Origin of the sequence: Candidatus Cryosericum odellii (genome assembly GCF_003570935.1) — a bacterium.
Classification (GTDB): Bacteria; Caldisericota; Caldisericia; order Cryosericales; family Cryosericaceae; genus Cryosericum; species Cryosericum odellii.
Genome location: NZ_QXIU01000136.1, coordinates 1 through 5,675, shown reverse-complemented (window position 1 = coordinate 5,675; position 5,675 = coordinate 1). Strand labels below are relative to the sequence as shown.

10 protein-coding genes, 1 tRNA gene, 1 pseudogene and 1 other annotated feature are annotated in these 5,675 nt (G+C 52.8%); of the genes and pseudogenes, 11 read left to right on the top strand and 1 reads right to left on the bottom strand.

The annotated features are described in order from the left end of the window. The first annotated feature begins 29 nt into the window (after positions 1 to 29). The 8 genes from rpmG to rplL all read left to right on the top strand — a co-directional run bounded on the left by rpmG (position 30) and on the right by rplL (position 3,333). Positions 30 to 179 (top strand): 50S ribosomal protein L33, encoded by a 150-nt coding sequence (gene rpmG, locus SMC5_RS05700; protein ID WP_119119943.1) that lies wholly within the window; start codon positions 30 to 32, stop codon positions 177 to 179. 16 nt (positions 180 to 195) lie between these two features. Then, positions 196 to 271, top strand: a tRNA-Trp gene (locus SMC5_RS05695). Beyond that, positions 239 to 508, top strand: a complete 270-nt coding sequence (gene secE / locus SMC5_RS11660) for a preprotein translocase subunit SecE (RefSeq protein WP_407079762.1) — start codon at positions 239 to 241, stop codon at positions 506 to 508. The genes SMC5_RS05695 and secE overlap by 33 nt, the downstream gene beginning before the upstream one ends. Positions 509 to 514: 6 nt before the next feature. Beyond that, positions 515 to 1,045: a transcription termination/antitermination protein NusG gene (nusG, locus tag SMC5_RS05685; protein WP_119119941.1), complete on the top strand. Its 531-nt coding sequence runs from the start codon at positions 515 to 517 to the stop codon at positions 1,043 to 1,045. A 30-nt stretch (positions 1,046 to 1,075) separates the two neighbouring features. After that, positions 1,076 to 1,501, top strand: coding sequence for a 50S ribosomal protein L11 (rplK, locus tag SMC5_RS05680; protein ID WP_119119940.1), 426 nt, complete (start codon positions 1,076 to 1,078; stop codon positions 1,499 to 1,501). Positions 1,502 to 1,555: 54 nt separating this feature from the next. Then, positions 1,556 to 2,245, top strand: coding sequence for a 50S ribosomal protein L1 (gene rplA / locus SMC5_RS05675; RefSeq protein WP_119119939.1), 690 nt, complete (start codon positions 1,556 to 1,558; stop codon positions 2,243 to 2,245). Between the two features lie 7 nt (positions 2,246 to 2,252). Beyond that, positions 2,253 to 2,385 (top strand) — a sequence feature (ribosomal protein L10 leader region). Between the two features lie 16 nt (positions 2,386 to 2,401). After that, positions 2,402 to 2,947, top strand: a complete 546-nt coding sequence (rplJ, locus tag SMC5_RS05670) for a 50S ribosomal protein L10 (protein WP_119087629.1) — start codon at positions 2,402 to 2,404, stop codon at positions 2,945 to 2,947. A 23-nt stretch (positions 2,948 to 2,970) separates the two neighbouring features. Then, a complete protein-coding gene (gene rplL / locus SMC5_RS05665) occupies positions 2,971 to 3,333 on the top strand; it encodes a 50S ribosomal protein L7/L12 (RefSeq protein WP_119089129.1) in 363 nt (120 codons plus the stop codon). 3 nt (positions 3,334 to 3,336) lie between these two features. On the opposite strand, the gene SMC5_RS05660 is transcribed toward rplL, so the two are convergent. Next, on the bottom strand, positions 3,337 to 4,275 hold the full coding sequence (locus tag SMC5_RS05660) for a 4-(cytidine 5'-diphospho)-2-C-methyl-D-erythritol kinase (RefSeq protein WP_119119938.1): 939 nt from the start codon (positions 4,273 to 4,275) through the stop codon (positions 3,337 to 3,339). Between the two features lie 339 nt (positions 4,276 to 4,614). On the opposite strand from SMC5_RS05660, the gene SMC5_RS05655 reads away from it, so the two are divergent. The 3 genes and pseudogenes from SMC5_RS05655 (at position 4,615) to SMC5_RS05645 (ending at position 5,655) form a co-directional block, all read left to right on the top strand. Continuing rightward, positions 4,615 to 4,866, top strand: coding sequence for a GlsB/YeaQ/YmgE family stress response membrane protein (locus SMC5_RS05655; RefSeq protein WP_119119937.1), 252 nt, complete (start codon positions 4,615 to 4,617; stop codon positions 4,864 to 4,866). 182 nt (positions 4,867 to 5,048) lie between these two features. Continuing rightward, positions 5,049 to 5,276: pseudogene (locus SMC5_RS11655) on the top strand (ferritin family protein); the annotation flags it as partial. A gap of 136 nt (positions 5,277 to 5,412) precedes the next feature. Then, positions 5,413 to 5,655 carry a hypothetical protein gene (locus SMC5_RS05645; protein WP_119119944.1) on the top strand — a complete coding sequence of 81 codons (243 nt, stop codon included), beginning with the start codon at positions 5,413 to 5,415 and terminating at the stop codon, positions 5,653 to 5,655. Positions 5,656 to 5,675 lie beyond the last annotated feature (20 nt).

Genomic DNA, 5,675 nt, shown 5'->3' with positions numbered 1-5,675 from the left:
TCACCAAGATTCTGGAGTAGGTAGCTGCGATGAGAGATATCATTACGCTCGAGTGCACAGTGTGCAAGAACCGCAACTACACCAGTATCAAGAACAAAAAGAATGACCCAGACAAAGTGCATGTGAACAAGTACTGTTCGCATTGCAGAAAGCATACGGAACACAAGGAAACAAAGTAACTGCAAGTCCCCAGGTAGGCCCGTAGTTCAACTGGTAGAGCATCGGTCTCCAAAACCGAGTGTTGGGGGTTCGAGCCCCTCCGGGCCTGCCACCTTCCTTTGAGGAGGAACGTGTGAGCAATACAAAGACAGTCAAACCGGTATCTATACGCTTCAAAAACTGGATTCGGTCTATGTGGACAGAAATTCGGCATAGGGTCACGTGGCCCCGGCCTCGTGAACTTATGAAGTCCGGAGTGACCATCATCGCCTTCGTCGCATTCTGGGCCATATATATCGGCGCTTGGGACTACTTATTTGCAGCTGCCCTGAAGTGGCTCATCTCGTAGGCTTGGATGGCTGAATGTAACTGGTACCTCCTGCACACATACTCTGGGGCGGAGGAAAAGGCCAGGAACAACCTGGAACAGAAGGTCAAGACGCTGGCTCTCGCAGACCGCGTCTTTTCTGTGGTTCTTCCCGTGGACAATAAGGTGATCATCAAGAACGGGGAGCGGAAAGTCAAACAGGAGAAGGTCTACCCGGGGTATCTTGTTGTCGAGATGATCATGGATGATGAGACCTGGAATGTGGTTACGCACACTCCCGGCATTCTGGGATTTGTTGGCAACTATGGAAAGCCTATTCCTCTTTCGGACGAAGAGGTTGAGCGGATTATCAAGAACAGGGTCTCTGAGGAAGAGGCCGTAGCGAAGCTTCACTTCGAAGTTGGCGACACGGTACAAATCATTGGTGGCCCGTTTGATGGGATGCAGGGTAAGGTCGAGAGTATCTCGCCTGAGAAAGAAAAAGCTCGCATCAAGCTCATGATGTTCGGGCGCGAAATGCCAGTCGAGATTGATTTTGGCTTTATCAAGAAGATCTGATAGATCTGAGTTTAGGGGGTAGTATCCGCTATGGCGAAGAAGATCGTAGGGTACGCGCGCGTACAGATTGAGGGAGGGAAGGCGACACCAGCACCGCCTGTTGGTCCGGCTCTTGGTCAGAAGGGTGTCAATATCATGGAGTTCTGCAAGCAGTTCAACGAGAGGACCAAGGACAAGGCTGGTTTGGTCATCCCTGCAGTCATAACAGTATTCGAAGACAAGTCGTTCACCTTCATCACCAAGACTCCACCGGCATCGTCCCTTATCAAGAGGGCCATCAAGATCGAGGCTGGATCGGGTGAACCGAATAAGAAGAAGGTTGGTCGTATCACGAAGGCTCAGTTGGCCGAAATCGCCAAGATCAAGATGGAGGATCTCAACACTGCCGACATCGAACAAGCCATCAAGATTATCGGAGGCTCCGCCAAGAGTATGGGAGTCACGGTTGTCGAGTAACGGATTCATAGCGCACGTGGGAGGAGTTTCTCCACGTAACCACGGAGGTAATTCATGAGCAAGAAGGGAAAGAAGTATCAGGAAGTAGCAAAGCTTGTCGACCATGTCAAGATTTATACATTGGATGAGGCCGTCGAGTTGCTCCCAAAATTGAGGACTGCCAAATTCGATGAGACGATCGAGGTTTGCATGAAGCTCAACGTCGACCCGAAACAGGCTGACCAAAACGTTCGTGGCGTCGTGACACTTCCGGCTGGCACGGGCAAGACTGTCAGGGTCGCCGTGTTTACCAAGGGTGACAAGACTGCTGATGCTCAGGAGGCAGGCGCCGACTTCGTGGGTGGCGAGGAACTCGTCGAGAAGATCAAGGGCGGCTGGCTGGATTTTGACGTCACAATCGCAACCCCGGACATGATGGCGACGCTTGGAAAGGTAGCCCGTGTGCTGGGACCACGGGGATTGATGCCCAATCCGAAGGCGGGCACAGTGACGCTGGAAGTAGGGAAGGCTGTTCGCGAGTTCAAGGCCGGCAAGATCGAGTTCCGTGTTGACAAGATCGGTACGGTACATTGCCCTCTTGGCAAGTCGAGCTTCGCTCCTGCTGCCATCAAGGAGAACTTCATGTCTCTTTTTGAAGCGATCCAGAAAGCTCGTCCTTCCTCGGTCAAGGGAACCTACCTCGGCAAGACCTATATGTCGCTCACCATGAGCCCGGCAATCCGACTGGACACGAGCAAACTTTAGAGTACACTTCTACTACAAGTAGTAGCCCAAGACAGCGAGCGGGGTTCATCCCCTCAATCTTGCCCGCCGAGGCGTTTGCGCTTGTTGACCATGTGCAATACGGCTCTCTGTCTTTGGCAGAGAGCTTTTCTTTTCTATGCAAAGAGGAGGTGAAACATGCTAACTAAGGATCAGAAGAAACAACTTGTGGATGACCTTGTCAAGCAACTGAAAGAGTCGGAGTCCATTGTTTTCGTGGGCTACGAGGGGCTGAAGGCGTCATTCGTTGCGAACGAACGCAAGAGGCTGACGAAGCAGGGTATTGAGTACGTTGTTGTCAAGAATACTCTCCTCGAGCGGGCCATGAAGGAAGTTGGCCTGACGTTGCCCGATTCTCTGTTCACGCAGATGACTGCTATCGGACTGGGCAAGACCGATCCATCCATTCTGGCAAAGGCTCTGTACAAGAAGCCGACCGGCAAGCCTGGCGAACAGCGCTTTGTAGTCAAGGGCGCAATCGTTGACGGGAGCTTTTTCGACGAACCGATGGTCGAGCGTCTCGCGCTATTGCCGACCAGAGACGAACTTATTGCTCAGGTGTGCCGCGGCATGAACGGGCCAGTTACAGGGCTAGCCATGGCACTGAAGCAAACTGTAAGCAGTATTGCCTATGCACTTGACAAAGTCCGTGAGCAGAAGGCTCAGGTCACACCGCAAGCATAACATCATTCAATAGGAGGAATGACATGACCAAAGAAGAAATCCTTTCAGCTATCGAGAGTATGACCGTTCTTGACCTTGCTGATCTCGTCAAGATGATCGAAGAGAAGTTCGGCGTTTCAGCTGCTGCTCCAGTTGCCGTTGCTGCTGCTGCCCCGGCCGCTGTTGTCGAAGTCAAGACTGAGTTTGACGTCATCCTCAAGACCGTTGGCGAGAAGAAGATCGAGGTCATCAAGGTTGTCCGCGAGATCACCGGCCTCGGCCTCAAGGAGTCCAAAGACGTCGTCGATGGCGCTCCGAAGCCCGTCAAGGAACACATCCCCGAGAAGGAAGCCAACGAGATCAAGGCCAAGCTTGAGGCTGCAGGCGCTACCGCTGAGGTCAAGTAGTCTCTATAGAATCTCCGCAACAAATGTCCGCGCGGCGCTGACGCGTTGCTGGACACCAAGGGCAGCTGCTTCGGCAGCTGCCCTTTCTGCATATATACCGAAGACGGCACTCCCTGAACCGCTGAGACCAGCGAGAATGGCACCACTTGCGAGGAGCGTACTGCGAATGTTCAGGAAACTGGTTGTGTTTTCGCCGAGAGTTGCCTCAAAAGAGTTCAGGCGCATCTCATTAGAGATTCTAAGTGACGTACGTGTGCGAAGGGCTTTGATGACGGAGTTCAGGTCGATCGTGGGTTCGATTTCTGATGCCCCTTCTCTCGTGATGATGTCGTCAAGAACCACATAGGCACGTCTAGTATCGATACGGAAGATTGGAAGAGCAATGCAGCACCACAGGGGAGGAAGTGGAGGGATCGGGTCCACGATTTGCCCCGTGCCGTGCACGATGCACGGTCCTGACTGGACGAAGAACGGGACATCAGAACCGAGCGAGCTCGCCAGAGCAACGAGCTGATCGTGGCCAAAGGGAAACTCATGGAGCTGGTTCAACGCGAGCAGTGCTGCTCCTGCGTTACCGCTGCCCCCGCCGAGGCCGGTCTTTTCGGGGATTCGTTTCTCCAGGTGCGCAGAAATTTGAAGTATGCGATGCCCGTGGAGTGGCTCCATGGCGTTGTTGAAGGCAAGCCAGGCTTGCTGCACAGAGTTCTGTGAAACCAAGTCAGGACGATTAGAGGTGAGATGAAATTTCCCGGATGATGAGGGAAGCGCGTCGAAGTGGAGTCGATCGCCTGTTGCGACGCTCAGGAAGAGCGACTCCAGTTCATGAAGCGTCTGGTCGTCCCGTCTGGGTATCACGCGCAGCCAAGCGTTGACCTTGATCGTTGTTTCGACGTCAAGGTGCTGTCCGGTATCGCTAGCACGTTGTTCTGCCCGGTTGCCCATATATTTAGTATAGCGGTGAACCGATCGACGTGCATCACTTGGGCCCGAAACAGAGTCCACATGTGGGTTAAGGAGACCGTCTTGTCACTGCGTCGTCGGAGAGTATCGGAGGGAAATCAGGAAACGAAGTCCGAAACAGGGAAACTGGGGGATTGACACGACCATTTCGGCTTGATAGTATGTCATTAGTATGTTGTTTAACATTCGTCGACGTCCGAACAAGCTGACCTTGGAGCAAAACCAAGGGACAAGAAGCGGCTGGCAGGCGTTGAAGACACGGTCTATCTGATGTCTGACAGTCAATCCCTGACTGGGATTTCGAAACAAGGAGGCTAGGATATGTCAAGTTGGTTCTGGTGGATCATTATCGGTATCGCCGCAGGTTGGATTGCGGGGCTAGTCATGAAAGGCAGCGGTTATGGCCTGCTCGGCGATTTGATCATCGGTGCGATCGGTGGCTGGATCGGTGGATACGTGTTCGGGCTGCTGAAAATTCCGAGCAGTGGAATATGGGGAGCTCTTATTACGGCAGTGATCGGCGCGATACTGCTGATTGCCGTGGTGCGGGCCATAAGGGGCGGAAGGAGATAACCGGCCGAAAAGCCGAATAATTGCCTGCGCCGGAACTGGTGGCCTGGTTGGATTCCAATGGAACATCATCACCGTCGGCCCGACCGCCAGTTGTATGTTGTTATCTTGTCCCCTGCATTGACCAGCCACTGAAGAATAGCGTTGGGTGGAGGCCCAAAAAGAAGTAAGAAAGGAGAATGAACATGCCAGAGTTCGGATCGTCCTTTTCGGGATTATCGAACGACAGGAAGCTCACGGATGAGGAACTCGTCAGAGCAATTCGTTTCATGGTGGCCGCAGAGTACGAAGCGATGCAGTTGTATATGCAGCTTGCCGAGTCAACCGACAACAAGCTCGCCGTTAAAGTGCTCAAGGATATAGCGGACGAGGAGTGTGTACACGCTGGAGAGTTTCTGNNAAGAAATCGAGAAAATGAAGTAATGGTTTTCTGGAGAAGACCGCACAACAACCGTTTCCAGCAGATGGCTTCAGCTCCCTGGGCTTGGCTTGGCACTGCTGAAGCGCGAGCCGTTATGTGTCACCCGCCACAACTGCAAGAAGGCCAATATGAGCAAGATAGACACAAACAATTCCTTGGCCGTGCTTGGAGCAGCGTCGCTCCGTGCCTTACCCCCTCTTCCGTATGTCGAAAACGCATTAGAACCGGTCATAACAGCCGAAACGATGCACTTTCACTACGAGAAACATCACGAAGGCTATGTGAGCAACCTGAAATTGTTGGGGAACTTGTTGACTGATTGTTCGAGATCCATTTCCGGACCAGTTGTTTGGCAGGTGATTTGCCTTTAGGGCTTTTTGGGGATGGCAGT

Coding starts and splice junctions, on each gene's coding strand:
- SMC5_RS05655 (WP_119119937.1), top strand. CDS start 4,615: ATGTCAAGTTGGTTCTGGTGGATCATTATCGGTATCGCCGCAGGTTGG.
- rpmG (WP_119119943.1), top strand. CDS start 30: ATGAGAGATATCATTACGCTCGAGTGCACAGTGTGCAAGAACCGCAAC.
- rplA (WP_119119939.1), top strand. CDS start 1,556: ATGAGCAAGAAGGGAAAGAAGTATCAGGAAGTAGCAAAGCTTGTCGAC.
- rplK (WP_119119940.1), top strand. CDS start 1,076: ATGGCGAAGAAGATCGTAGGGTACGCGCGCGTACAGATTGAGGGAGGG.
- SMC5_RS05645 (WP_119119944.1), top strand. CDS start 5,413: ATGAGCAAGATAGACACAAACAATTCCTTGGCCGTGCTTGGAGCAGCG.
- SMC5_RS05660 (WP_119119938.1), bottom strand. CDS start 4,275: ATGGGCAACCGGGCAGAACAACGTGCTAGCGATACCGGACAGCACCTT.
- rplJ (WP_119087629.1), top strand. CDS start 2,402: ATGCTAACTAAGGATCAGAAGAAACAACTTGTGGATGACCTTGTCAAG.
- nusG (WP_119119941.1), top strand. CDS start 515: ATGGCTGAATGTAACTGGTACCTCCTGCACACATACTCTGGGGCGGAG.
- rplL (WP_119089129.1), top strand. CDS start 2,971: ATGACCAAAGAAGAAATCCTTTCAGCTATCGAGAGTATGACCGTTCTT.